17 protein-coding genes, 2 tRNA genes and 3 rRNA genes are annotated in these 22,975 nt (G+C 52.7%); 14 read left to right on the top strand and 8 right to left on the bottom strand.

Going from position 1 to position 22,975, the window contains the following annotated elements:
- Positions 1–22 precede the first annotated feature (22 nt).
- From dnaE to tilS, 5 genes are all read left to right on the top strand, one after another.
- The gene (gene dnaE / locus ACO7SM_RS17415; RefSeq protein ID WP_490468560.1) at positions 23–3,505 is read left to right on the top strand and encodes a DNA polymerase III subunit alpha; all 3,483 of its coding nucleotides are present in this window, start codon (positions 23–25) and stop codon (positions 3,503–3,505) included.
- 12 nt (positions 3,506–3,517) lie between these two features.
- Positions 3,518–4,477 carry an acetyl-CoA carboxylase carboxyl transferase subunit alpha gene (accA, locus tag ACO7SM_RS17410; RefSeq protein ID WP_203358859.1) on the top strand — a complete coding sequence of 320 codons (960 nt, stop codon included), beginning with the start codon at positions 3,518–3,520 and terminating at the stop codon, positions 4,475–4,477.
- Between the two features lie 98 nt (positions 4,478–4,575).
- Entirely contained in the window at positions 4,576–6,714 is a 2,139-nt protein-coding gene (gene ldcC / locus ACO7SM_RS17405; protein WP_490468559.1) for a lysine decarboxylase LdcC, read from the top strand.
- A gap of 61 nt (positions 6,715–6,775) precedes the next feature.
- The gene (locus ACO7SM_RS17400) at positions 6,776–7,165 is read left to right on the top strand and encodes a VOC family protein (RefSeq protein ID WP_192611156.1); all 390 of its coding nucleotides are present in this window, start codon (positions 6,776–6,778) and stop codon (positions 7,163–7,165) included.
- Positions 7,166–7,226: 61 nt separating this feature from the next.
- Positions 7,227–8,525, top strand: coding sequence for a tRNA lysidine(34) synthetase TilS (gene tilS / locus ACO7SM_RS17395; RefSeq protein ID WP_490468558.1), 1,299 nt, complete (start codon positions 7,227–7,229; stop codon positions 8,523–8,525).
- A gap of 91 nt (positions 8,526–8,616) precedes the next feature.
- Here tilS and rof read toward each other — a convergent pair whose 3' ends face one another.
- Positions 8,617–8,877: a Rho-binding antiterminator gene (rof, locus tag ACO7SM_RS17390; protein ID WP_162381175.1), complete on the bottom strand. Its 261-nt coding sequence runs from the start codon at positions 8,875–8,877 to the stop codon at positions 8,617–8,619.
- Entirely contained in the window at positions 8,864–9,064 is a 201-nt protein-coding gene (locus ACO7SM_RS17385; protein WP_203358855.1) for a YaeP family protein, read from the bottom strand. Before ACO7SM_RS17385 ends, rof begins: the two co-directional genes overlap by 14 nt.
- 199 nt (positions 9,065–9,263) lie before the next feature.
- On the opposite strand from ACO7SM_RS17385, the gene ACO7SM_RS17380 reads away from it, so the two are divergent.
- The 3 genes from ACO7SM_RS17380 to nlpE are packed head-to-tail and all read left to right on the top strand — an operon-like array spanning position 9,264 to position 10,965.
- A complete protein-coding gene (locus ACO7SM_RS17380; protein ID WP_276292778.1) occupies positions 9,264–9,809 on the top strand; it encodes a YaeQ family protein in 546 nt (181 codons plus the stop codon).
- Positions 9,806–10,228, top strand: a complete 423-nt coding sequence (gene arfB, locus ACO7SM_RS17375) for an alternative ribosome rescue aminoacyl-tRNA hydrolase ArfB (RefSeq protein WP_192611160.1) — start codon at positions 9,806–9,808, stop codon at positions 10,226–10,228. Before ACO7SM_RS17380 ends, arfB begins: the two co-directional genes overlap by 4 nt.
- Positions 10,229–10,260: 32 nt before the next feature.
- Positions 10,261–10,965, top strand: a complete 705-nt coding sequence (gene nlpE, locus ACO7SM_RS17370) for an envelope stress response activation lipoprotein NlpE (RefSeq protein WP_192611161.1) — start codon at positions 10,261–10,263, stop codon at positions 10,963–10,965.
- A 61-nt stretch (positions 10,966–11,026) separates the two neighbouring features.
- Here nlpE and proS read toward each other — a convergent pair whose 3' ends face one another.
- The 6 genes from proS to metN all read right to left on the bottom strand — a co-directional run bounded on the left by proS (position 11,027) and on the right by metN (position 16,676).
- Positions 11,027–12,745 (bottom strand): proline--tRNA ligase, encoded by a 1,719-nt coding sequence (gene proS / locus ACO7SM_RS17365; RefSeq protein ID WP_192611162.1) that lies wholly within the window; start codon positions 12,743–12,745, stop codon positions 11,027–11,029.
- A 172-nt stretch (positions 12,746–12,917) separates the two neighbouring features.
- The gene (gene tsaA / locus ACO7SM_RS17360) at positions 12,918–13,625 is read right to left on the bottom strand and encodes a tRNA (N6-threonylcarbamoyladenosine(37)-N6)-methyltransferase TrmO (protein WP_490468557.1); all 708 of its coding nucleotides are present in this window, start codon (positions 13,623–13,625) and stop codon (positions 12,918–12,920) included.
- Positions 13,622–14,026: an Rcs stress response system protein RcsF gene (gene rcsF, locus ACO7SM_RS17355; protein WP_490468556.1), complete on the bottom strand. Its 405-nt coding sequence runs from the start codon at positions 14,024–14,026 to the stop codon at positions 13,622–13,624. The genes tsaA and rcsF overlap by 4 nt, the downstream gene beginning before the upstream one ends.
- A 117-nt stretch (positions 14,027–14,143) precedes the next feature.
- Complete coding sequence (gene metQ, locus ACO7SM_RS17350) at positions 14,144–14,959, bottom strand: methionine ABC transporter substrate-binding lipoprotein MetQ (RefSeq protein WP_192611165.1); 816 nt, start codon at positions 14,957–14,959, stop codon at positions 14,144–14,146.
- Positions 14,960–14,998: 39 nt separating this feature from the next.
- Positions 14,999–15,652, bottom strand: a complete 654-nt coding sequence (locus ACO7SM_RS17345) for a methionine ABC transporter permease MetI (protein WP_192611166.1) — start codon at positions 15,650–15,652, stop codon at positions 14,999–15,001.
- A complete protein-coding gene (gene metN, locus ACO7SM_RS17340; protein WP_490468555.1) occupies positions 15,645–16,676 on the bottom strand; it encodes a methionine ABC transporter ATP-binding protein MetN in 1,032 nt (343 codons plus the stop codon). Before metN ends, ACO7SM_RS17345 begins: the two co-directional genes overlap by 8 nt.
- Before the next feature lie 187 nt (positions 16,677–16,863).
- Here metN and gmhB point away from each other — a divergent pair, with 187 nt between their 5' ends.
- The 6 genes from gmhB (at position 16,864) to ACO7SM_RS17310 (ending at position 22,965) form a co-directional block, all read left to right on the top strand.
- Positions 16,864–17,430, top strand: coding sequence for a D-glycero-beta-D-manno-heptose 1,7-bisphosphate 7-phosphatase (gmhB, locus tag ACO7SM_RS17335; RefSeq protein ID WP_203358848.1), 567 nt, complete (start codon positions 16,864–16,866; stop codon positions 17,428–17,430).
- Between the two features lie 368 nt (positions 17,431–17,798).
- Positions 17,799–19,340: ribosomal RNA gene (locus ACO7SM_RS17330) — 16S ribosomal RNA — on the top strand.
- A gap of 85 nt (positions 19,341–19,425) precedes the next feature.
- Positions 19,426–19,501, top strand: a tRNA-Glu gene (locus ACO7SM_RS17325).
- A 216-nt stretch (positions 19,502–19,717) separates the two neighbouring features.
- Positions 19,718–22,625, top strand: a 23S ribosomal RNA gene (locus ACO7SM_RS17320).
- A gap of 97 nt (positions 22,626–22,722) precedes the next feature.
- Positions 22,723–22,838 (top strand): 5S ribosomal RNA (rrf, locus tag ACO7SM_RS17315).
- The 16S, 23S and 5S rRNA genes sit together here with 2 tRNA genes alongside, the layout of an rRNA operon.
- Before the next feature lie 50 nt (positions 22,839–22,888).
- Positions 22,889–22,965: transfer RNA gene (locus ACO7SM_RS17310), tRNA-Asp, on the top strand.
- Positions 22,966–22,975 lie beyond the last annotated feature (10 nt).

The raw sequence follows: 22,975 nt of genomic DNA, 5'->3' as shown, positions 1-22,975 counted from the left end.
ATAAGTAAACCGGAATCTAAAGATGTCTGAACCACGTTTCGTTCACCTACGGGTGCACAGCGACTACTCTATGATCGATGGGCTGGCGAAAACCGGACCGCTGGTGAAAAAGGCGGCCGCGTTGGGCATGCCTGCGCTGGCGATCACCGATTTTACTAACCTTTGCGGTCTGGTGAAGTTCTACGGAGCGGGCCACGGCGCGGGGATAAAACCTATCGTCGGTGCTGATTTTCACGTTCAGAGCGAGCAACTGGGCGATGAACTCACCCAGTTGACGGTACTGGCGGCGAACAATACCGGTTATCAGAATCTGACGTTATTGATCTCTAAAGCGTATCAGCGCGGTTATGGCGCAGCCGGGCCGATTATCGATCGTGACTGGCTGGTCGAATTAAAAGAGGGATTGATTCTGCTCTCTGGCGGGCGGATGGGCGATGTGGGGCGTTGCCTGTTGCGTGGTAACAGCGCGCTGGCTGAAGAGTGTGTCGCGTTTTACGAAGAACATTTTCCCGATCGTTACTTCCTTGAGCTTATTCGCACCGGCAGACCGGATGAAGAGACGTACCTGCATGCGGCGGTAGAGCTGGCTGAAACGCGCGGCTTGCCGGTCGTGGCCACCAACGACGTCCGTTTTCTCGAAACGGGCGATTTTGATGCGCATGAAATTCGCGTCGCCATCCACGATGGCTTTACCCTTGACGATCCAAAGCGTCCACGTAACTATTCGCCGCAGCAGTATATGCGCAGCGAAGAGGAGATGTGCGAGCTTTTTGCCGACATCCCGGAAGCGCTGGAAAACACCGTTGAGATAGCCAAGCGCTGCAACGTGACGGTGCGCCTCGGTGAGTACTTCCTGCCTCAGTTCCCGACCGGCGATATGACCACCGAGGATTTCCTCGTGGCAAAATCCCATGAAGGGCTGGAGGAGCGTCTGGAGTTCCTGTTCCCCGATCCTGAAGTCCGCGCGCAGAAGCGCCCGCCTTACGATGAACGTCTGGAGATTGAACTCAAAGTTATCAACCAAATGGGCTTCCCGGGTTACTTCCTGATCGTTATGGAGTTTATCCAGTGGTCGAAAGATAACGGCGTGCCGGTCGGGCCGGGACGTGGTTCCGGTGCGGGCTCACTGGTGGCCTATGCACTCAAAATTACCGACCTTGATCCGTTGGAATTTGACCTGCTGTTCGAACGTTTCCTTAACCCGGAACGTGTTTCTATGCCTGACTTCGACGTTGACTTCTGCATGGAGAAACGCGACCAGGTAATCGAGCACGTGGCGGATATGTATGGTCGCGATGCGGTATCACAGATCATTACTTTCGGTACGATGGCGGCAAAAGCGGTTATCCGTGACGTTGGCCGCGTGCTGGGGCATCCGTACGGCTTTGTGGACCGCATATCTAAGCTGGTGCCTCCCGATCCGGGCATGACATTAGCAAAAGCGTTTGAAGCAGAACCGCAACTGCCAGAAATTTACGAGGCAGATGAAGAGGTTAAAGCGCTGATTGATATGGCGCGTAAGCTGGAAGGCGTCACACGTAACGCCGGTAAACACGCCGGTGGTGTGGTGATCGCGCCAACCAAAATTACCGATTTTGCGCCGCTGTATTGTGATGAACAGGGGCTGCATCCGGTCACCCAGTTTGATAAAAACGACGTGGAATATGCCGGGCTGGTGAAGTTCGACTTCCTGGGCCTGCGTACGCTGACTATCATTAACTGGGCGCTGGAGATGATCAACGCCCGCCGTGAGAAAAACGGCGAGCCGCCGCTGGATATCGCTGCGATTCCGTTAGACGACAAGAAAAGCTTCGACATGCTGCAGCGCTCGGAGACTACTGCAGTCTTCCAGCTTGAATCCCGCGGCATGAAAGACCTGATCAAACGTCTGCAGCCTGACTGCTTCGAAGATATGATAGCCCTGGTGGCGCTGTTCCGTCCTGGTCCGTTGCAATCAGGGATGGTAGATAACTTTATCGACCGTAAGCATGGTCGCGAAGAGATTTCCTATCCGGATGTTCAATGGCAGCATGAGTGTCTGAAACCGGTGCTGGAGCCAACCTACGGCATCATCCTGTACCAGGAACAGGTCATGCAGATTGCCCAGGAACTCTCCGGCTATACGCTCGGCGGCGCGGATATGCTGCGTCGTGCGATGGGTAAGAAAAAGCCGGAAGAGATGGCCAAGCAGCGCGGCACCTTTGAAGAAGGGGCGAAAAAACGCGGTGTTGACGGCGAACTGGCGATGAAAATCTTTGACCTGGTGGAGAAATTCGCCGGTTACGGGTTTAACAAATCTCACTCCGCCGCTTATGCCCTGGTATCGTATCAAACGCTGTGGCTGAAAGCGCACTATCCGGCGGAGTTTATGGCCGCGGTAATGACCGCCGATATGGACAACACCGAGAAGGTAGTTGGCCTGGTCGATGAGTGCTGGCGCATGGGGCTGAAGATCCTGCCGCCGGATATCAACTCCGGGCTGTATCATTTCCACGTCAATGATGACGGTGAGATTGTTTACGGCATCGGCGCGATTAAAGGCGTGGGCGAAGGCCCGATTGAAGCTATTATTGAAGCGCGTAACGAAGGCGGCTATTTCCGGGAGCTGTTTGATCTGTGTGCGCGTACGGACACCAAAAAACTTAACCGCCGGGTGCTGGAAAAACTGATCATGTCCGGGGCGTTTGACCGCCTTGGGCCGCATCGGGCCGCACTGATGAATGCGTTGGGCGATGCCCTGAAAGCCGCCGACCAGCACGCGAAAGCCGAAGCTATCGGTCAGGCGGATATGTTTGGTGTTCTGGCGGAAGAACCGGAGCAAGTAGAGCAATCCTACGCCAGTTGCCAGCCATGGCCTGAGCAGGTGGTGTTAGATGGGGAGCGAGAAACGTTAGGGTTGTACCTGACGGGACACCCCATCAACCAGTATTTAAAAGAAATTGAGCGCTATGTCGGAGGCTACAGGCTGAAAGACATGCATCCGACAGAACGTGGTAAAGTCACCACGGCTGCGGGGCTCGTCATTGCCGCAAGGGTTATGGTCACCAAGCGCGGCAATCGTATCGGCATCTGCACTCTGGATGACCGTTCCGGGCGTCTGGAAGTCATGTTGTTTACCGATGCCCTGGATAAATACCAGCAATTGCTGGAAAAAGACCGCATACTTATCGTCAGCGGACAGGTCAGCTTTGATGACTTCAGCGGGGGGCTTAAAATGACCGCCCGCGAAGTGATGGATATTGACGAAGCCCGTGAAAAATATGCTCGCGGGCTTGCTATCTCGCTGACGGACAGGCAAATTGATGACCAGCTTTTAAACCGACTCCGTCAGTCTCTGGAACCCCACCGCTCGGGGACAATTCCAGTACATCTCTACTATCAGAGGGCGGATGCACGTGCGCGGTTGCGCTTTGGCGCATCGTGGCGTGTCTCTCCGAGCGATCGTTTACTTAACGATCTCCGTGGCCTCATTGGTTCGGAGCAGGTGGAACTGGAGTTTGACTAATACAGGAATACTATGAGTCTGAATTTCCTTGATTTTGAACAGCCGATTGCAGAGCTGGAAGCGAAAATCGATTCTTTGACTGCGGTGAGCCGTCAGGATGAGAAACTGGATATTAACATCGATGAAGAAGTCCATCGTCTGCGCGAAAAAAGCGTAGAGCTGACGCGCAAAATCTTCGCCGATCTTGGCGCATGGCAGGTTGCCCAACTGGCACGCCACCCACAGCGTCCATATACCCTGGATTATGTCCGCCTGGCGTTTGATGAATTTGACGAACTGGCGGGCGATCGCGCTTATGCAGATGATAAAGCTATCGTCGGCGGTATCGCACGTCTGGAAGGTCGTCCGGTGATGATCATTGGTCACCAGAAAGGCCGTGAGACAAAAGAAAAAATCCGTCGTAACTTCGGTATGCCAGCGCCGGAAGGCTATCGTAAAGCGCTGCGTTTGATGGAAATGGCCGAGCGTTTCAACATGCCGATCATTACCTTTATCGACACCCCTGGCGCCTATCCAGGTGTCGGTGCGGAAGAGCGCGGTCAGTCCGAAGCTATTGCCCGCAACCTGCGTGAAATGTCACGTCTTAGCGTCCCGGTTATCTGCACCGTTATCGGTGAGGGTGGTTCCGGCGGCGCACTGGCGATTGGCGTGGGTGACAAGGTTAACATGCTGCAGTACAGCACTTATTCCGTTATCTCTCCGGAAGGTTGCGCCTCTATCCTCTGGAAGAGCGCAGACAAAGCGCCGCTGGCTGCAGAAGCAATGGGCATCATCGCTCCGCGTCTGAAAGAGCTGAAGCTTATCGATTCGATCATTCCAGAACCGCTGGGCGGCGCGCATCGCAACCCGGAAACCATGGCGGCGTCTTTGAAAGCGCAATTGTTGTCTGATTTGGCCGATCTCGATGTGTTGAGCAAAGACGATTTGAAAAATCGTCGTTATCAGCGTCTGATGAGCTACGGCTACGCGTAACGCGCTACTTTTCTGAAAAGGGCCACTTTTTGTGGCCCTTTTTTTTACCTGCGGTTTGACCAGGCTATGATTAGCTAAGGATTTTCCAGGAGGAACGCATGAATATCATTGCCATAATGGGGCCGCACGGGGTTTTTTATAAAGACGAGCCCATCAAGGAGCTTGAACATTCTCTGCAATCACAGGGATTCCAGATAATCTGGCCACAAAATAGCGTTGACCTGCTCAAGTTTATCGAACACAACCCGCGGATCTGCGGCGTGATTTTTGACTGGGATGAATACAGCCTCGAACTGTGTAGCGATATAAACCAACTGAACGAATATCTTCCCCTTTACGCGTTTATTAATACGCACTCGACCATGGATGTGAGTGCGCAGGATATGCGGATGGCGCTGTGGTTTTTTGAGTACGCGCTGGGTCAGTCCGACGATATCGCAACGCGCATTCGCCAGTACACCAACGAATACCTGGAAAACATCACACCGCCGTTTACCCGGGCGTTGTTTACCTATGTGAAAGAGGGGAAGTACACCTTTTGTACGCCAGGCCATATGGCGGGGACGGCATACCAAAAGAGTCCTGTTGGTTGCCTGTTCTATGATTTTTTTGGCGGTAATACGCTGAAAGCCGACGTCTCTATTTCTGTTACCGAGTTAGGATCTTTGCTGGATCATACGGGCCCACACCTGGAAGCCGAAGAATACATTGCCCGCACATTTGGCGCAGAACAGAGTTACATGGTGACGAATGGAACCTCGACATCGAATAAAATTGTCGGGATGTATGCGGCTCCGGCAGGCAGTACATTGCTTATCGATCGCAACTGTCATAAATCTCTCGCGCACTTGCTGATGATGAGCGATGTGGTTCCCATTTGGTTGAAACCCACGCGAAATGCGCTTGGCATTCTTGGCGGGATCCCCCGGCGAGAATTCTCCCGTACCAACATTGAACGTAAAGTGGCAGAAACGGCACGGGCGCAGTGGCCGGTACATGCGGTCATCACCAACTCGACCTACGACGGCTTGCTCTATAACACAAACTGGATCAAGCAAACGCTGGAGGTGCCTTCGATTCATTTTGACTCTGCCTGGGTACCGTACACCCATTTTCATCCGATTTATCAAGGAAAAAGCGGAATGAGCGGTGAACGGGTGCCAGGGAAGGTGATTTTCGAAACGCAATCTACGCACAAGATGCTGGCGGCCTTATCTCAGGCATCCCTCATCCATATTAAAGGTGAGTACGATGAGGATACCTTTAATGAAGCGTTTATGATGCACACCTCAACGTCACCCAGCTATCCCATTGTGGCTTCTATCGAGACGGCGGCGGCAATGCTGCGCGGCAACCCGGGTAAGCGCTTAATCAACCGTTCGGTGGAACGCGCGCTCCATTTTCGTAAAGAGGTGCAGCGGCTACGGGAAGAGTCGGACAGTTGGTTTTTTGATATCTGGCAGCCGGAAGAGATTGATGAAGCGCAGTGCTGGCCTGTCGCGCCAGGGGAAGCGTGGCATGGATTTTCCGATGCCGATAGCGATCACATGTTTCTCGACCCGGTCAAAGTCACGATCCTGACGCCGGGGATGGATGAGCAGGGCACGATGAGCGAGGAAGGGATACCGGCGGCGCTGGTGGCGAAATTCCTCGATGAACGCGGTGTGGTTGTTGAGAAAACAGGGCCATATAACCTGTTGTTCCTGTTTAGCATCGGTATCGATAAAACGCGGGCGATGGGTTTGCTGCGCGGTCTGACGGAGTTCAAGCGCTCTTACGATCTTAACCTTCGCGTTAAAAATATGCTGCCGGATCTGTACGCGGAAGATCCCGATTTTTATCGCAATATGCGGATTCAGGATCTGGCTCAGGGGATCCATACCCTGATCCGTCAGCACGATCTTTCTGGCCTGATGCTGCGGGCGTTCGATACCTTGCCTGAAATGAAAATGACGCCTCACGAAGCCTGGCAGAGGCAGATCAAAGGTGAAGTCGAAACTATCGCGATTGATCAACTGGTGGGGCGTATTTCGGCCAATATGGTGTTGCCTTATCCACCGGGAGTCCCGCTGCTGATGCCGGGGGAAATGATCACCGAAGAGAGTCGGGCCGTGCTCGATTTCCTGTTAATGCTGTGTTCTATCGGCCATCACTATCCTGGGTTTGAAACGGATATTCATGGTGCGAAACAGGATGAAGATGGGGTATACCGTGTGAGAGTCCTAAAAATGGGTTAACCGCTTGCTTTCGCCCGTGATTGACGGGTAACGTGTTGATAACATGCCTAAAGGAGACGCTATGCTGGGATTAAAACAGGTTCACCATATTGCGATCATCGCGACAAACTACGCCGCCAGTAAGGCATTTTATTGCGATGTGCTGGGTTTTACGCTGATGAGCGAAGCGTACAGAGAGGAGCGTGACTCCTGGAAAGGTGACCTGGCGTTGAACGGGCAGTATGTCATTGAACTGTTTTCGTTTCCCTTCCCGCCAGCGCGTCCCAGTCGACCGGAAGCCTGTGGCTTGCGTCATCTTGCCTTTAGCGTCGATGATGTGGAAAAGGCCATTGCGCATCTGGAAGAAAACGGCGTGAAATGCGAGCCCGTGCGTATCGATCCGTTTACCCAAAAACGCTTCACCTTTTTTAACGATCCTGACGGGTTGCCGCTTGAGTTATACGAGCAGTAAGACTTGTCATTACGGCTTCAGCCCGGTAACGTGCCGGGCAACGCCACAGTAAGTAAGCATCATGACGACACTCACCCTGAACACTTCACTCCTGACCAGTCGCCAGATTCTGGTGGCTTTTAGCGGTGGTCTGGATTCCACTGTGCTCCTGCATCAACTGGTGCAGTGGCGGCAACAGAGCCCAGGTCTCACTCTGCGCGCGATTCATGTCCATCATGGACTCAGTCCCCATGCCGACAACTGGGTGGCACACTGTGAGGCGGTGTGTCAGCAATGGCAGGTGCCGCTGGTGGTGGAGCGCGTCCAGCTTCAGGATTCGGGGCTGGGGATTGAAGCGCAGGCTCGCCGCGCGCGGTATGACGCTTTTGCCCGGATATTGCAGCCCGGCGAAGTGCTGGTCACCGCCCAGCATCTCGACGACCAGTGCGAAACCTTTCTGCTGGCGCTGAAGCGCGGCAGCGGCCCGGCGGGGCTTTCGTCGATGGGGGAACGTTCGCCGTTTGCCGGTTCGTCTCTTATTCGCCCGCTGCTGATGGAAACACGTAGCGCACTTGAACAGTGGGCAAGAGCGCATGAGCTACGCTGGATTGAAGATGAGAGCAATCAGGATGATGCCTACGATCGTAATTTTTTACGGCTGCGTATCATCCCGCTCCTGCAACAACGCTGGCCGCACTTTGCCGGAGCGACAGCCCGTAGCGCGGCATTGTGCGCGGAGCAGGAAAGCCTGCTGGATGAGTTGTTAGCTGACGAGGTCATTGGCTGTACCACGTCGCAAGGTTCGCTACAGTTGCAACCGCTCATGGCGATGAGCGATGCCCGCCGTGCTGCAATATTACGTCGTTGGCTGGCGGCGCAGAATGCGCCGATGCCCTCGCGTGACGGGCTGGAGCGCATCTGGCAGGAAGCGGCGCTGGCGCGAGAGGATGCGTCCCCGTGCTTGCGTTTTGGCGAGTATGAAATCCGTCGTTACCAGTCACAACTGTGGTGGATTAAATCCGTTGCAGGGCAAAGCGATACGGTGTTGAGCTGGTTGTCGTGGCAAACGCCGCTGGAATTGCCCGCCGGTCTTGGAACGGTACACCTGGTGGCCGGTGGTGAGCTGCGAACGCCGCGTGCCGACGAGCCGGTCAGTATCCGTTTTAAAGCATCGGGGTTACTGCATATTGCGGGACGCAACGGTGGACGCAAGTTGAAGAAAATCTGGCAGGAGCTGGGCGTTCCCTCCTGGCGACGGGATACAACGCCGATGCTGTTTTATGGCGAAACGCTGATTGCGGCTGCTGGCGTATTTGTTACGCGTGAGGGGCTTGCAGAGGGGGAATCGGGGGTGAAATTGGTGTGGGATAAGAGCATCTGAAATGCCTGATGACGCTGCGCTTATCAGGCCTACGTATCGCATGGCGCGTAGGCCGGATAAGGTGTTTGCAACGCCATCCGGCAACACATATTCAGGATTCGCTGACCACCACGGTTCCAATTTGCGGGTGGCTGAAACTGGAAATTTTGTCGAGACGTAGCTCACGCGTTTCGCCTGAGACATCTGCAATCAGGTATTCCACATTTTTACGAGAGACCAGATCGTTGGCTTTTGCCTGCATAACCTCGCCATCTTTCAGCGTCAGCGTCAGTATTAAATGATGCTGGCAGGCGAGCTCAAGATTGTCGTAGTCATCGCAATTGATGGGTTGATATGTTTCATTCATTGACATAATCGCTCACCAGTAAGTTCGCGGCAGCATAGGCCGCCTTTTCCCTGACCGACTCTGAAATGGCGCTGTCTTCTGCCACTTCATTAAGCACTTTCAATACGCAACCCAGCGCATCCGGGATATACCCTAAGTCTCCGCTGGCGATTTCCGCATACCGCTTGCGTATTAACTCACAATATTTTTCCACATGCCCTCCTGTCAGCATTCTGACTTAACCGTGGATGCAAGTCTAAGCCTACGAAGATAAACTCTGTTTAGCAAGGTGACTATACCATACTCATTCAAGCAATATCAGCGTCTTGATAGCACAGACATAAGGCATCCGTTAACAGCCTTTTGCCGCCGATTTCGTTACAATGTGCGCCTGATTCGAAAGGAGCTCTCTCATGGCGCTTAAAGCGACAATTTATAAAGCTGTTGTCAATGTGGCGGATCTGGATCGCAACCAGTTTCTTGATGCGACATTAACGCTGGCGCGTCACCCCTCTGAAACGCAGGAGCGCATGATGCTGCGCTTGTTGGCGTGGATTAAATATGCCGACGAACGGCTACAGTTTACGCGCGGCCTGAGTGCGGAAGATGAGCCTGAAGCGTGGCTGCGTAACGATCACCTCGGTGTCGATCTGTGGATTGAGCTTGGACTCCCCGATGAGCGCCGTGTTAAGAAAGCCTGTACTCAGGCCGCAGAGGTCGCGCTGTTTACCTACAATAGCCGCGCAGCACAAATCTGGTGGCAACAAAACCAGAGTAAGTGCGCGCAGTTCTCTAACTTGTCCGTGTGGTATCTGGATGATGAACAACTGGCGCAACTGAGCGATTTTGCCGGTCGTACCATGACGTTGCAGGCGACCATACAAGATGGTGCTATTTGGCTGTCGGATGCTCAGAATAATCTGGAAATTCATCTGACTGCGTGGCAACAGGCTTCATGATTGTTATCTCCCGAAACGTCTCTATTCCCGATAATGAGCTGGAGATCACGGCGATTCGAGCTCAGGGAGCGGGTGGGCAGCACGTTAATAAGACCTCGACGGCTATCCATTTGCGTTTTGACATTCGGGCATCCGGGCTGCCAGAGTATTATAAGGAACGCCTGTTAAGCGCCAGTCACCATCTGATCAGTCAGGACGGTGTCATTATTATCAAGGCGCAGGAATACCGCAGCCAGGAGCTAAACCGGGAAGCCGCGATTGCCCGGTTAGTGGCGGTCATTAAAGAATTAACCGCAGTACAGAAAAGCCGTCTGGCGACGAGACCTGGGCGCGCTGCAAAGGAGCGTCGGTTGTCGTCGAAGGCGCAAAAGTCTTCCGTGAAGGCGCTACGCGGTAAAGTTCGCCATTCTCAGGATTGACGAGCGAGATTGAAAATTTTTATAAGGAATTCATGGTGAAAACAGCGATTTTGTCCGTCGTGGCAGCCTGTACACTCTTTTCATTAATGGGGTGTAATAATCGTCACGACGTGGAGGCGTTACAGCCCGCACAGGCAGCAGAATTAAAACCAATGCAGCAAAGCTGGCGTGGTGTGTTGCCCTGCGCGGATTGCGAAGGTATTGAAACGTCTCTGTTTCTTGAAAAAGACGGAACATGGGTGATGAACGAACGCTATCAGGGCGTGCGCAAAGAACCTTCATCATTTGCGTCATACGGCACATGGGCGCGTACTGCGGATAAGCTGGTGCTGACGGACAGTAAAGGCGAGAAGTCTTACTATCGTGCGAAAGGCGATGCCCTGGAGATGCTCGATCGTGAAGGGAATCCGATTGAGTCGCAGTTCAACTACACGCTTGAGTCTGTGTCTGCCAGCCTGCCGGTGACGCCAATGCCCATGCGCGGCATGTATTTCTATATGGCGGATGCGGCGACCTTTACTGATTGCGCAACCGGAAAACGGATGCCGGTAGCGAATAATGCCCAACTGGAACGAGACTATTTGTCGGCGCGTGGGGAAACGGGCAAACCCGTTCTGCTGACGGTTGAAGGTCACTTTACGCTGGAAGCCAATCCGGATACGGGTGAGAAGGTAAAAACACTGATGGCGGATAAAACGATGAAATTTATTCCGGGTCAGGATTGCGCCAGTAAATAACGCGTGAATCTTTGCGAATAACGTTATAAAAAAACCCCGCATCTGCGGGGTTTTTCATGACTTAACCTTTAATGGCTTTCACCAGATAGTTAAGAATGTCACCGGTTTTGATCAGCTGTTTCTCGCCGTTACGACGGTATTTATATTCGATATCGTCGTTGTCGAGGTTACGGTCGCCCAGCACGATGGTATGCGGAATACCAATCAGCTCCATGTCGGCGAACATCACGCCCGGACGCTCTTTACGGTCGTCCATCAGCACTTCGATACCTTGCGCACGCAGCTCTGCGTACAGCTTCTCGGCCAGTTCCTGCACACGGTAGGATTTGTGCATGTTCATTGGCAGAATCGCGACCTGGAACGGGGCGATGGCGTCAGGCCATACGATACCGCGATCGTCGTAATTCTGTTCAATCGCAGCCGCCACAACGCGAGTGACCCCGATACCGTAGCAACCCATGGTCAGGGTCTGGTTACGGCCATCTTCGCCCTGCACGGCGGCTTTCATTGCTTCGGAGTACTTCGTACCCAACTGGAAGATGTGACCAACTTCGATACCGCGTTTAATCAGCAGCGTGCCTTTACCGTCCGGACTTGGATCGCCTGCGACCACGTTACGGATGTCCGCGACTTCCGGAGTAGCAACGTCGCGATCCCAGTTGATGCCGAAGTAGTGTTTACCGTCGATGTTCGCGCCCGCGCCGAAGTCGCTCATCGCCGCCACGGTACGGTCAATGACCATTGGAATAGGCATATTCACCGGGCCGAGAGAACCCGGGCCTGCTTTCACCACGGCACGAATTTCTTCTTCGGTCGCGAAGGTCAGCGGGCTGGCAACCTGCGGCAGTTTTTCTGCTTTCACTTCGTTCAGCTCGTGGTCGCCACGAACCAGCAGCGCAACCAGCGGGTACGCGCTTCCTTCCACCGCTTTCACCAGCAGGGTTTTCACGGTTTTCTCGATAGGCAGATTGAACTGTTCAACCAGTTCGGCGATGGTTTTCGCGTTCGGCGTATCAACCAGCGTCATCTCCTGAGTCGCAGCAGCGCGTGGTTCTTTCGGCGCGACGGCTTCAGCGAATTCGATGTTTGCTGCGTAGTCAGAAGAGTCAGAGAAGATCACATCATCTTCACCGCTCTGCGCCAGCACCTGGAATTCATGGGATGCGCTACCGCCGATTGAACCGGTGTCAGCCTGCACAGCACGGAAATCCAGACCCATACGGCTGAAAATTTTGCTGTAAGCTGCGTACATGGCATCGTAGGTTTCCTGCAGGGATTCCTGAGAAGTATGGAAAGAGTAAGCATCTTTCATCAGGAATTCGCGGGAACGCATCACGCCGAAACGCGGGCGCACTTCGTCACGGAATTTGGTCTGGATCTGGTAGAAGTTCAGCGGCAACTGTTTGTAAGAGCTGAGCTCGTTACGAATCAGGTCGGTGATCACTTCTTCGTGAGTTGGGCCGAGTACGAACGGACGATCGCCACGGTCTGCAATACGCAGCAGTTCCGGGCCATACTGTTCCCAACGACCACTCTCTTGCCACAGTTCAGATGGCTGAACGACCGGCATTAACACCTCGATGGCACCGGCGTTGTTCATCTCTTCACGCACGATGTTTTCGACTTTTTTCAGGACGCGCACGCCGGTCGGCAGCCAGGTGTATAACCCGGAGGCCAGCTTGCGGATCATCCCGGCGCGCAGCATCAGTTGGTGGCTGATAACCTCGGCGTCGGCAGGTGTCTCCTTCAGAGTGGAGAGCAGGTATTGGCTAGTACGCATGTTGTTACGGTTCCAGTTGGACGATCGAACAGGCTCAACGCGAGCCTGACACAAAAAAAGTGATTTACCCGTCATACTTCAAGTTGCATGTGCGTTGGCTTTCCTGCAACTCGAATTATTTAGGGGTTAGTTTACCAGCGAGAAAGGGATGTCAAAAGAGAAGGCCGCGAAATTACCGTGGTTCCAGCGCAAAGACTTCAAAACCCTCTTCAGTGACGCGCCAGCGCACGTTGAAATCGTGTAGCCAGACGGCGTAGGTTTTACCCGTCTCTTCACCCTTACGATAGGCAGGACGCGGATCCTGCGCCAGCACTTCACGAATAAACGTTTTTAATTGCGGATAATGCTTTTCCAGTGCCAGAAGCTGTTGCTCTACCTCTGCGGTGAAACTCACCGCCATTTCGGCAACCGGGGCATGTTGCGCGTAGCTTGCGGTGGCATCGGGTAACGCCTCGGCAAAGGGCAGATAGGGTTTGATATCGACAACCGGCGTGCCATCGACCAGATCCAAACTGCCCAGCTTTAATATGACGCTCTCTTTCTGGCAGACGATGCCTTTCAACTCAACCAGCGACATGCCGACAGGGTTAGGGCGAAAGGTCGAACGCGTGGCAAAAACGCCCATTCTGGCATTTCCCCCCAGGCGAGGCGGGCGCACAGTGGGGCGCCATCCACCTTCCATTGTCTGATGAAAGACAAAAATCACCCACAAATGACTAAACGCCTCCAGGCCGCGAACGGCATCGGCCTGGTTATAGGGTGCGAGCAAATGCAGTTCACCGTTGGCGCTTTTCACCAGACCCGGCTGGCGCGGAACAGCGAACTTTTCTTTATAAGGAGAGCGGATAACGCCTATTTGCTCGAACTGAAAATGGCTCATTTAGACGAAATGTTCAGGGCCGAACCAATACAAACCGCCTGACGGTAGCAACCTGGCGTACCACTGGTGACTTCGCAGCTGTGCTGCAGAACCGCATTAGCTTTCATTTTAGATGCGTTAATCTGCATGCGTTTGCGTGCGGTTGGAATGCTTGGAGGGGAGTCCTGATTCGATGCCTGGCAGGATTCTCCGCTGACTTCGCCAAGATCGCGGAACGGTTTACCCACTAAATCTTCAGCGTTGGTAATAATTCTGACCGGTGTCGCGCGCGGTGTTTTTGGTTTTTCCGGCTCCGCTTTAGGCGGGGTTGCGGTGCTTTGAACGGGTTCAACAGGGGATCTGCTTAACATAGAACAGCCGCTCAGCATGAGTGCTACTAAACAGATCGGTAAAGCACGCATAATATTTCCTCAATGAATGATCTAATCGTCAGATATTGAATCAGTTGCCTGCATAAATGACAAGACGGGCTTTCGCCCGTCCTGAATAATATTACAGATTGTGCAAACAGCCTAAAATTACCAGCCTTTAACCGCGCCGCCATTGAAGACTTTATTTGCTGCTTCGTAGACTTCGTCAGACTGGTAAGCCTGAACGAATTTCTTCACGTTTTCAGCATCTTTGTTATCTTCGCGAGTCACGACCAGGTTTACGTACGGGGAGTCCTTGTCTTCAACAAAGATACCGTCTTTTGCCGGGGTCAGGTTAATCTGGCTTGCATAGGTGGTATTGATGACGGCCAGTGCAATCTGGGCATCGTCCAGAGAACGCGGCAGCTGCGGCGCTTCCAGCTCAACCAGCTTCAGGTTTTTCGGGTTTTCGGTAACGTCCAGCGCCGTCGGCAGCAGGCCAACGCCTTCTTTCAGTTTGATCAAGCCCACTTTTTGCAGCAGCAGTAGGGAACGACCAAGGTTAGTCGGGTCATTTGGGATAGCGACCTGTGAACCGTCCTGCAGCTCATCCAGCGATTTGATTTTTTTGGAATAGCCAGCAATCGGGTAAACGAACGTGTTGCCTACTGCCACCAGTTTGTAGCCACGATCTTTGATCTGCTGATCCAGATAAGGTTTGTGCTGGAAAGCGTTAGCATCGATATCGCCTTTGCTCAGCGCTTCGTTTGGCAGTACGTAGTCGTTGAACGTGACCAGCTCAACATCCAGACCGTATTTTTCTTTTGCCACTTTCTGGGCCACTTCAGCAACTTGTTGTTCCGCGCCGACAATCACGCCCACTTTGATGTGGTTCGGATCTTTTTCATCCTGACCGCAACCCACAAGTGCCAGAGAACCGATCAAGGCTCCAACTGCCGCAAAGGTTTTGAATTTGAACGCCATGCTTATTTCCTTAATGAGTTATTTGTGTTGTGTTTAATGTTACTTATGCGTCACTGCCCGAACGATGCGATCGCCGGATAACTGAATTAAATAAACCAGAACGACGAGTAATACCAGCACCGTATTCATCACGGTCGCATTGTATCCGATGTAACCGTATTGATAGCCAATTTGGCCTAACCCGCCAGCACCGACGGCACCGCCCATCGCCGAGTAACCGACCAGCGTAATGAGCGTAATGGTTGCTGCGTTCACCAGACCCGGCAGTGCTTCTGGCAGGAGCACTTTACGCACGATCTGTAGCGGCGTGGCCCCCATCGCCCGGGATGCTTCGATAAGCCCGGCAGGGATTTCCAGCAGGGCGTTTTCTACCATACGCGCGATGAACGGCGCGGCGCCAACCGTCAGCGGTACGATGGCCGCCTGCAGACCAATTGACGTGCCAACAATCATTCTTGTGAATGGAATCATCCACACTAAGAGGATAATGAAAGGGATAGAACGGAAAATATTGACCAACGCAGAAAGCGTACGGTAAAGCTTTGCGTTTTCTATAATTTGCCCTGGACGCGTGACATACAGCAGCACGCCTACTGGCAGCCCAATGACAAAACCAAAAAAGCCGGACACAAACGTCATCGCCAGCGTTTCCCAGACGCCACGCACCAGCAACCATATCATCGGCTCAGACATAACCCAGTACCTCTACTTTTACATGGTGTTGCTGCAGCCAGGCAATGGCGGCTTGCGTTTCTTCTGGCGTACCGTGCATTTCCGTCAGCATGATGCCGAACTTCACACCGCCTGCGTAATCCATCTGCGCACTAATAATGTTGTTATTCACGTTGAAGCGGCGCGCCGTTTCTGAGAGCAGAGGGGCATCAACCGACTGACCGGTAAATTCCATACGCAGCATTGGGACGCTATCTGGATGCGGCTCAGGTTTTAAACGTTCCAGATAATCTTCCGGAATATCCAGATGCAGGGTGGACTGAATAAATTTCTGTGCCAGCGGGGTTTTCGGGTGTGAAAACACTTCGCTCACCGTGTCCTGTTCAATCAGCTCGCCGTCACTGATGACCGCCACGCAATCACAGATACGCTTAACCACGTCCATTTCATGCGTAATAAGAAGAATGGTCAGACCGAGACGACGGTTAATGTCTTTCAATAATTCCAGAATGGAGCGCGTCGTCGCCGGATCCAGCGCGCTGGTGGCTTCGTCACACAGCAGGACTTTCGGATTGCTGGCCAGTGCGCGGGCAATCGCGACACGTTGCTTTTGACCGCCGGAGAGATTGGCCGGGTAGCTGTCATGCTTATCACTGAGGCCAACCAAATCCAACAGTTCTGACACGCGACGTTTAATCTCGTCTTTAGGCGTGTTGTCCAGTTCCAGCGGTAAAGCGACGTTACCAAATACGGTACGTGAAGATAACAGGTTAAAATGCTGGAAAATCATGCCTATCTGGCGACGGGATTTTGTCAGCTCAGATTCTGACAATGTAGTCAGTTCCTGACCGCCAACCTGCACGCTGCCTTCGGTTGGACGTTCAAGCAGGTTTACACAGCGAATTAATGTACTTTTACCGGCACCGGAGGCGCCAATAACGCCATAAATTTGCCCGGCAGGGACATGCAGGCTGACATTATTCAGAGCCTGAATGGTGCGAGTCCCCTGGTGGAACACTTTGGTGATATTCGAAAGTTTAATCATTGATTATTTATTATCGTAATTAAGTTAGCCGTGGCATTTTCGTCTGCCTGATACGGTCGACGCCGTTAACAAGATGGATGTTAAGGCATCCAGACGTCTAAATCAATCCGGCTTTCGACGATGAGCACTTTCTTGCTTGCGGAAACATGCGATACTAGCGGCATATACCTTATTCAGGAGTAAGCCGGTGGCAAAATCAGTACCTGCAATTTTTCTCGACCGTGATGGCACAATCAATGTGGATCATGGCTACGTGCATGAAATAGACGAGTTTGAGTTTATCGATGGCGTTATCGACGCAATGCGTGAACTTAAGAAGATGGGTTATGCGCTGGTGGTTGTTACTAACCAGTCGGGTATTGCACGCGGTAAGTTTACCGAAGCGCAGTTTGAAACGCTGACTGAATGGATGGATTGGTCGCTGGCCGACCGGGATGTTGAACTGGACGGTATCTATTATTGTCCGCATCACCCGCAGGGGAGTGTTGAAGAGTTCCGCCAGGTCTGCGACTGCCGTAAACCGCATCCCGGTATGTTTATCTCCGCGCGCGATTTCCTGCACATCGATATGGCTGCTTCTTATATGGTCGGCGATAAAGTAGAAGACATGCAGGCAGCGGCAGCAGCCAATGTCGGAACAAAAGTTTTGGTGCGTACAGGTAAACCTGTCACACCTGAAGCGGAAAATGCAGCAGATTGGGTGATAAATAGCCTTGCAGATCTGCCTCAGGCCATCAAAAAGCAGCAAAAATAGGCGTTATGGTGAAAAGGTGAACGGTTGACGCGTTTTTTCTATTTTTGACTTGTCAGCCCGAAATAACTCCCTATAATGCGCCTCCATCGACACGGCGGATGTGAATCACTTCACACAAACAGCCGGTTCGGTTGAAGAGAAAAATTCTGAAAATCAGGGTTGACTCTGAAAGAGGAAAGCGTAATATACGCCACCTCGCGACAGAGCGCTAAAGCGCGTCGCAACTGCTCTTTAACAATTTATCAGACAATCTGTGTGGGCACTCGAAGATACGGATTCTTAACGTCGAAAGACGAAAAATGAATACCAAGTCTCAAGAGTGAACATACGTAATTCATTACGAAGTTTAATTCACGAGCATCAAACTTAAATTGAAGAGTTTGATCATGGCTCAGATTGAACGCTGGCGGCAGGCCTAACACATGCAAGTCGAACGGTAGCACAGAGGAGCTTGCTCCTTGGGTGACGAGTGGCGGACGGGTGAGTAATGTCTGGGAAACTGCCCGATGGAGGGGGATAACTACTGGAAACGGTAGCTAATACCGCATAACGTCGCAAGACCAAAGAGGGGGACCTTCGGGCCTCTTGCCATCGGATGTGCCCAGATGGGATTAGCTAGTAGGTGGGGTAACGGCTCACCTAGGCGACGATCCCTAGCTGGTCTGAGAGGATGACCAGCCACACTGGAACTGAGACACGGTCCAGACTCCTACGGGAGGCAGCAGTGGGGAATATTGCACAATGGGCGCAAGCCTGATGCAGCCATGCCGCGTGTATGAAGAAGGCCTTCGGGTTGTAAAGTACTTTCAGCGAGGAGGAAGGCAATACGGTTAATAACCGTGTTGATTGACGTTACTCGCAGAAGAAGCACCGGCTAACTCCGTGCCAGCAGCCGCGGTAATACGGAGGGTGCAAGCGTTAATCGGAATTACTGGGCGTAAAGCGCACGCAGGCGGTCTGTCAAGTCGGATGTGAAATCCCCGGGCTCAACCTGGGAACTGCATCCGAAACTGGCAGGCTAGAGTCTTGTAGAGGGGGGTAGAATTCCAGGTGTAGCGGTGAAATGCGTAGAGATCTGGAGGAATACCGGTGGCGAAGGCGGCCCCCTGGACAAAGACTGACGCTCAGGTGCGAAAGCGTGGGGAGCAAACAGGATTAGATACCCTGGTAGTCCACGCCGTAAACGATGTCGACTTGGAGGTTGTTCCCTTGAGGAGTGGCTTCCGGAGCTAACGCGTTAAGTCGACCGCCTGGGGAGTACGGCCGCAAGGTTAAAACTCAAATGAATTGACGGGGGCCCGCACAAGCGGTGGAGCATGTGGTTTAATTCGATGCAACGCGAAGAACCTTACCTACTCTTGACATCCACGGAATTTAGCAGAGATGCTTTAGTGCCTTCGGGAACCGTGAGACAGGTGCTGCATGGCTGTCGTCAGCTCGTGTTGTGAAATGTTGGGTTAAGTCCCGCAACGAGCGCAACCCTTATCCTTTGTTGCCAGCGGTTCGGCCGGGAACTCAAAGGAGACTGCCAGTGATAAACTGGAGGAAGGTGGGGATGACGTCAAGTCATCATGGCCCTTACGAGTAGGGCTACACACGTGCTACAATGGCATATACAAAGAGAAGCGACCTCGCGAGAGCAAGCGGACCTCATAAAGTATGTCGTAGTCCGGATCGGAGTCTGCAACTCGACTCCGTGAAGTCGGAATCGCTAGTAATCGTGGATCAGAATGCCACGGTGAATACGTTCCCGGGCCTTGTACACACCGCCCGTCACACCATGGGAGTGGGTTGCAAAAGAAGTAGGTAGCTTAACCTTCGGGAGGGCGCTTACCACTTTGTGATTCATGACTGGGGTGAAGTCGTAACAAGGTAACCGTAGGGGAACCTGCGGTTGGATCACCTCCTTACCTTAAAGAACCTGCCTTTGTAGTGCTCACACAGATTGTCTGATGAAAAGTAAATAGCAAGGCGTCTTGCGATTGAGACTTCAGTGTCCCCTTCGTCTAGAGGCCCAGGACACCGCCCTTTCACGGCGGTAACAGGGGTTCGAATCCCCTAGGGGACGCCACTTGCTGGTTCGTGAGTGAAAGTCACCTGCCGTAATATCTCAAAACTGACTTACGAGTCATGTTTGAGATATTTGCTCTTTAAAAATCTGGATCAAGCTGAAAATTGAAACGACACACTGTGTCTGTTCTCCGTAATAAGAACAGGCAAGCGGTGTGTTCGAGTCTCTCAAATTTTCGCAACACGATGTGTTTTACGAAACACCTTCGGGTTGTGAGGTTAAGCGACTAAGCGTACACGGTGGATGCCCTGGCAGTCAGAGGCGATGAAGGACGTGCTAATCTGCGATAAGCGTCGGTAAGGTGATATGAACCGTTATAACCGGCGATTTCCGAATGGGGAAACCCAGTGTGATTCGTCACACTATCATTACGTGAATACATAGCGTAATGAAGCGAACCGGGGGAACTGAAACATCTAAGTACCCCGAGGAAAAGAAATCAACCGAGATTCCCCCAGTAGCGGCGAGCGAACGGGGAGCAGCCCAGAGTCTGAATCAGCATGTGTGGTAGTGGAACGGTCTGGAAAGTCCGGCGATACAGGGTGATAGCCCCGTACACAAAATCGCATGTGTTGTGAACTCGAAGAGTAGGGCGGGACACGTGGTATCCTGTCTGAATATGGGGGGACCATCCTCCAAGGCTAAATACTCCTGACTGACCGATAGTGAACCAGTACCGTGAGGGAAAGGCGAAAAGAACCCCGGCGAGGGGAGTGAAAAAGAACCTGAAACCGTGTACGTACAAGCAGTGGGAGCCTCTTTAATGGGGTGACTGCGTACCTTTTGTATAATGGGTCAGCGACTTATATTCTGTAGCAAGGTTAACCGAATAGGGGAGCCGAAGGGAAACCGAGTCTTAACTGGGCGTTAAGTTGCAGGGTATAGACCCGAAACCCGGTGATCTAGCCATGGGCAGGTTGAAGGTTGGGTAACACTAACTGGAGGACCGAACCGACTAATGTTGAAAAATTAGCGGATGACTTGTGGCTGGGGGTGAAAGGCCAATCAAACCGGGAGATAGCTGGTTCTCCCCGAAAGCTATTTAGGTAGCGCCTCGTGAACTCATCTTCGGGGGTAGAGCACTGTTTCGGCTAGGGGGTCATCCCGACTTACCAACCCGATGCAAACTGCGAATACCGAAGAATGTTATCACGGGAGACACACGGCGGGTGCTAACGTCCGTCGTGAAGAGGGAAACAACCCAGACCGCCAGCTAAGGTCCCAAAGTCACAGTTAAGTGGGAAACGATGTGGGAAGGCACAGACAGCCAGGATGTTGGCTTAGAAGCAGCCATCATTTAAAGAAAGCGTAATAGCTCACTGGTCGAGTCGGCCTGCGCGGAAGATGTAACGGGGCTAAACTGTGCACCGAAGCTGCGGCAGCGACACTATGTGTTGTTGGGTAGGGGAGCGTTCTGTAAGCCGTTGAAGGTGGCCTGTGAGGGTTGCTGGAGGTATCAGAAGTGCGAATGCTGACATAAGTAACGATAATGCGGGTGAAAAGCCCGCACGCCGGAAGACCAAGGGTTCCTGTCCAACGTTAATCGGGGCAGGGTGAGTCGACCCCTAAGGCGAGGCCGAAAGGCGTAGTCGATGGGAAACAGGTTAATATTCCTGTACTTGGTGTTACTGCGAAGGGGGGACGGAGAAGGCTATGTTGGCCGGGCGACGGTTGTCCCGGTTTAAGCATGTAGGCGGAGCGTTTAGGTAAATCCGGACGCTTACTAACGCTGAGGTGTGATGACGAGGCACTACGGTGCTGAAGTAACAAATGCCCTGCTTCCAGGAAAAGCCTCTAAGCATCAGGTAACACAAAATCGTACCCCAAACCGACACAGGTGGTCAGGTAGAGAATACCAAGGCGCTTGAGAGAACTCGGGTGAAGGAACTAGGCAAAATGGTGCCGTAACTTCGGGAGAAGGCACGCTGATATGTAGGTGAAGCGACTTGCTCGTGGAGCTGAAATCAGTCGAAGATACCAGCTGGCTGCAACTGTTTATTAAAAACACAGCACTGTGCAAACACGAAAGTGGACGTATACGGTGTGACGCCTGCCCGGTGCCGGAAGGTTAATTGATGGGGTTATCCTTAGGGAGAAGCTCTTGATCGAAGCCCCGGTAAACGGCGGCCGTAACTATAACGGTCCTAAGGTAGCGAAATTCCTTGTCGGGTAAGTTCCGACCTGCACGAATGGCGTAATGATGGCCAGGCTGTCTCCACCCGAGACTCAGTGAAATTGAACTCGCTGTGAAGATGCAGTGTACCCGCGGCAAGACGGAAAGACCCCGTGAACCTTTACTATAGCTTGACACTGAACACTGGTCCTTGATGTGTAGGATAGGTGGGAGGCTTTGAAGTGTGGACGCCAGTCTGCATGGAGCCAACCTTGAAATACCACCCTTTAATGGCTGGTGTTCTAACGTAGACCCGTAATCCGGGTTGCGGACAGTGTCTGGTGGGTAGTTTGACTGGGGCGGTCTCCTCCTAAAGAGTAACGGAGGAGCACGAAGGTTAGCTAATCCTGGTCGGACATCAGGAGGTTAGTGCAAAGGCATAAGCTAGCTTGACTGCGAGAGTGACGGCTCGAGCAGGTGCGAAAGCAGGTCTTAGTGATCCGGTGGTTCTGAATGGAAGGGCCATCGCTCAACGGATAAAAGGTACTCCGGGGATAACAGGCTGATACCGCCCAAGAGTTCATATCGACGGCGGTGTTTGGCACCTCGATGTCGGCTCATCACATCCTGGGGCTGAAGTAGGTCCCAAGGGTATGGCTGTTCGCCATTTAAAGTGGTACGCGAGCTGGGTTTAGAACGTCGTGAGACAGTTCGGTCCCTATCTGCCGTGGGCGCTGGAGAATTGAGGGGGGCTGCTCCTAGTACGAGAGGACCGGAGTGGACGCATCACTGGTGTTCGGGTTGTCATGCCAATGGCATTGCCCGGTAGCTAAATGCGGAAGAGATAAGTGCTGAAAGCATCTAAGCACGAAACTTGCCCCGAGATGAGTTCTCCCTGAGACTATAAGTCTCCTGAAGGAACGTTGAAGACTACGACGTTGATAGGTCGGGTGTGTAAGTGTAGCGATACATTGAGCTAACCGATACTAATGAACCGTGAGGCTTAACCTTACAACGCCAAAGGTGTTTTGGTGAAAGAAAGACATCAATATCAGCTTGATACAGATTGAATTAACGCGCAGAGAAGCGAGTTAATAAACAGAATTTGCCTGGCGGCTGTAGCGCGGTGGTCCCACCTGACCCCATGCCGAACTCAGAAGTGAAACGCCGTAGCGCCGATGGTAGTGTGGGGTCTCCCCATGCGAGAGTAGGGAACTGCCAGGCATCAAATTAAGCAGTAACCGGAATTTCCGGTAGTCGTAGAAAAATTCGGTGGAGCGGTAGTTCAGTTGGTTAGAATACCTGCCTGTCACGCAGGGGGTCGCGGGTTCGAGTCCCGTCCGTTCCGCCACTTATTGAAA

It is taken from the genome of Citrobacter sp. LJND-P06 (genome assembly GCF_058188415.1).
The sequence above is the reverse complement of the archived record's forward strand: the minus strand, read 5'-3'. Positions and strand labels throughout refer to the sequence as shown.

Bases quoted from the DNA above. Each gene is read 5' to 3' on its own strand.
- arfB (WP_192611160.1), top strand. From the start codon at position 9,806: ATGATTGTTATCTCCCGAAACGTCTCTATTCCCGATAATGAGCTGGAG.
- metN (WP_490468555.1), bottom strand. From the start codon at position 16,676: ATGATTAAACTTTCGAATATCACCAAAGTGTTCCACCAGGGGACTCGC.
- tsaA (WP_490468557.1), bottom strand. From the start codon at position 13,625: ATGAGCCATTTTCAGTTCGAGCAAATAGGCGTTATCCGCTCTCCTTAT.
- nlpE (WP_192611161.1), top strand. From the start codon at position 10,261: ATGGTGAAAACAGCGATTTTGTCCGTCGTGGCAGCCTGTACACTCTTT.
- ldcC (WP_490468559.1), top strand. From the start codon at position 4,576: ATGAATATCATTGCCATAATGGGGCCGCACGGGGTTTTTTATAAAGAC.
- accA (WP_203358859.1), top strand. From the start codon at position 3,518: ATGAGTCTGAATTTCCTTGATTTTGAACAGCCGATTGCAGAGCTGGAA.
- ACO7SM_RS17345 (WP_192611166.1), bottom strand. From the start codon at position 15,652: ATGTCTGAGCCGATGATATGGTTGCTGGTGCGTGGCGTCTGGGAAACG.
- metQ (WP_192611165.1), bottom strand. From the start codon at position 14,959: ATGGCGTTCAAATTCAAAACCTTTGCGGCAGTTGGAGCCTTGATCGGT.
- rcsF (WP_490468556.1), bottom strand. From the start codon at position 14,026: ATGCGTGCTTTACCGATCTGTTTAGTAGCACTCATGCTGAGCGGCTGT.
- tilS (WP_490468558.1), top strand. From the start codon at position 7,227: ATGACGACACTCACCCTGAACACTTCACTCCTGACCAGTCGCCAGATT.
- dnaE (WP_490468560.1), top strand. From the start codon at position 23: ATGTCTGAACCACGTTTCGTTCACCTACGGGTGCACAGCGACTACTCT.
- proS (WP_192611162.1), bottom strand. From the start codon at position 12,745: ATGCGTACTAGCCAATACCTGCTCTCCACTCTGAAGGAGACACCTGCC.
- ACO7SM_RS17380 (WP_276292778.1), top strand. From the start codon at position 9,264: ATGGCGCTTAAAGCGACAATTTATAAAGCTGTTGTCAATGTGGCGGAT.
- rof (WP_162381175.1), bottom strand. From the start codon at position 8,877: ATGTCAATGAATGAAACATATCAACCCATCAATTGCGATGACTACGAC.
- ACO7SM_RS17400 (WP_192611156.1), top strand. From the start codon at position 6,776: ATGCTGGGATTAAAACAGGTTCACCATATTGCGATCATCGCGACAAAC.